We start from the raw sequence: 2,336 nt of genomic DNA, 5'->3' as shown, positions 1-2,336 counted from the left end.
ACAGGTGTTATTGTCTCAGCTTTGGCCGGGCTTGTCCCCAAAAACCCAAGTGGGGCTCAGAATAGGCTAAGCCTAAGACGTTGCCTCCGGCAGCCTTACGTCGATCTCCAACTTCCCTCTTTCAAAGGGAGAGGGGTCGGAGGTGTTCGCGCTGGCTGCGCGGAGCGCTTGGGCTAACTCTCTTCTGAAAAGCTGTGGAGTGGCGTTAGCGCTGGCATAACAAAGGGATGAGCGCCAAACTAGCGGTGGTGTCTGGTAGGGGTTGTGGTGGAAGTCAGATCTAGGGCTGGGCTACGGCGAGCTGAGCCCAAAAAACCGGAGACAGAGCAGAAGGGCCGGCAACTTGCCCACCGATACAGAAGAGGTGCTTGGCCCCCTTCACTGCCAAGCTCCAGGCGGTGGAGAACAACGTTGGGTTGGCTCCTGGGGGAACGGATCCCGACAGCTCGCCAGCTCGACTTCCGCGCCGGCATGACCGGCTTGGCTTTAATCATTGCCCTATTCCTGACAGGAGCACGTCTGGTTTATTTGCAACATCAACAGGCGCCCCTGTTGCAGCAGCGAGCTGAGGCCCAGCAGCGGGCTCAGTTGAGACCCTTCATCCCTCGTCGCTCGATTGTGGATCGCCGCTCCCTTGCCCAGCAGCAGGCAGAATTGCTGGCCGTGGATCGCCCTGTCTATACCCTCTGGGCCCATCCTCGCCTCTTCGGCAGCACCCCCGAGGACATTGCCGCTGCCCTTGCTCCCCTATTGCGGCGGCCGGTGGAACAATTAACGCGACAACTGTCGGCCAATCATGCAGTGCGGGTGGAGCGTTGGGTATTGCAGGAAGTGGCCGATCAAATTCAGGCTCTGCATCTGGATGGCCTAGAGCTGGTGAGCGAGCGGCAACGCATCTACCCTCAAAAAGAGATGGTTGCCGAGGTAGTAGGCTATGTGGATCTGGATCATCAGGGCCAGGCGGGAGTGGAATATTCTCAACAGGAGCTGCTGGAGCGTACTGTGCAACCTGTCACTATTCCTCGCGATGGCTACGGACGACTGCTGGCTGCCGAGGTGCCGGAAGGGCTGCTGCAATCCCGCGAGATGGTGCTGCAGCTCACCCTAGATATGCGCCTGCAAAGGGCTGCCCGCGCCGCCCTGAAAGCTCAACTGCAACGGTTTCGAGCGCTGCGGGGCACGGTGATCGTCCTCCAGCCCCACACGGGGGAGATCTTGGCTCTGGTGGCCGAACCTACCTACGACCCCAACCGCTACTTCGAGTATGACCCCGGCCTTTTTCGCAACTGGGCTGTAACGGATTTGTATGAGCCGGGATCCACCTTCAAGCCCATCAACATCGCCATTGGACTGGATGCCGGCGCCTTTAGAGCCGATGAACGGGTGTATGACGAAGGACGGATCCTGATCGGTCAGTGGCCCATCCAAAACTACGACTACCACCAGCGGGGGGCCCATGGCTGGATGAGCGTCACCGATATCCTGCGCCAGTCCAGCAACGTGGGCATGGTCCATCTGATGCGCAAACTGGATCCCCGCCAGTACTACAATGCCTTGGTACGGTTGGGATTGAATGAGCGCAGTGGTGTGGATCTGCCCTTTGAGCCGGCCAGCCGTTTGAAGCCGCTGCGGCAATTCGTAACCGTGCCGGTGGAGCGAGCCACCGTTGCGTTTGGCCAGGGGCTGGCCCTCACCCCCCTGCAGTTGGCCACTTTGCATTGCATCATCGCCAACGGCGGGCTGAAAGTGCAGCCCCATGTGGTGCGCGGTCTGGTGGAAAAGGATACAGACACCTTGGTTTGGGGATCCCCGCAACCCCAGCCGGTGCGGGTGCTGTCGGAGCAGGCCACCCTGGCGGTGCGCATCCAGATGCGGGACGTGGTGGATTTTGGCACCGGGCAATCGGCCAAGATCGAGGGGTATGAGATCGGCGGCAAAACAGGTACCGCCCAGAAAGCAGGGCCGCGGGGGGGCTATCTGCCCGGCAAACGCATCACCAGTTTTGTGGGCTACTTCCCGGCCCTTCGCCCCAATTACGTGATCCTGGCAGTGCTCGACGAGCCCCAGGGGGAAGATGCTTTCGGCTCGACGACGGCGGCTCCCGTGGTTCGCTCGGTCATTGAGGAGATCATCACCCTAGAAGGGATCCGCCCCAATTCTACCGAGCGTGGCTACAGCAACTGAAAGCGGGGGCTAGGATCTTCAATTAAGTTTAACTAGAGCTTTAACTAAATAGCAATGGAACGGATCGTGGCGTCGATCCCTAACTCCCCTCTCCCTGAGGGAGAGGGGCCGGGGGTGGTCGCGTGAGCGCTTCAGGAGTGTCTGAAATAAAC

At 59.9% G+C, this 2,336-nt stretch carries 1 protein-coding gene; it reads left to right on the top strand.

Translation table 11 applies throughout. The annotated features are described in order from the left end of the window. The first annotated feature begins 411 nt into the window (after nucleotides 1-411). A complete protein-coding gene (locus NW853_RS02230; RefSeq protein WP_414347503.1) occupies nucleotides 412-2,184 on the top strand; it encodes a peptidoglycan D,D-transpeptidase FtsI family protein in 1,773 nt (590 codons plus the stop codon). Nucleotides 2,185-2,336 lie beyond the last annotated feature (152 nt).

The organism is Synechococcus sp. H55.11, from assembly GCF_047462475.1.
Classification (GTDB): domain Bacteria; phylum Cyanobacteriota; class Cyanobacteriia; order Thermostichales; family Thermostichaceae; genus Thermostichus.
This window is presented reverse-complemented; position numbering and strand designations above follow the sequence as displayed.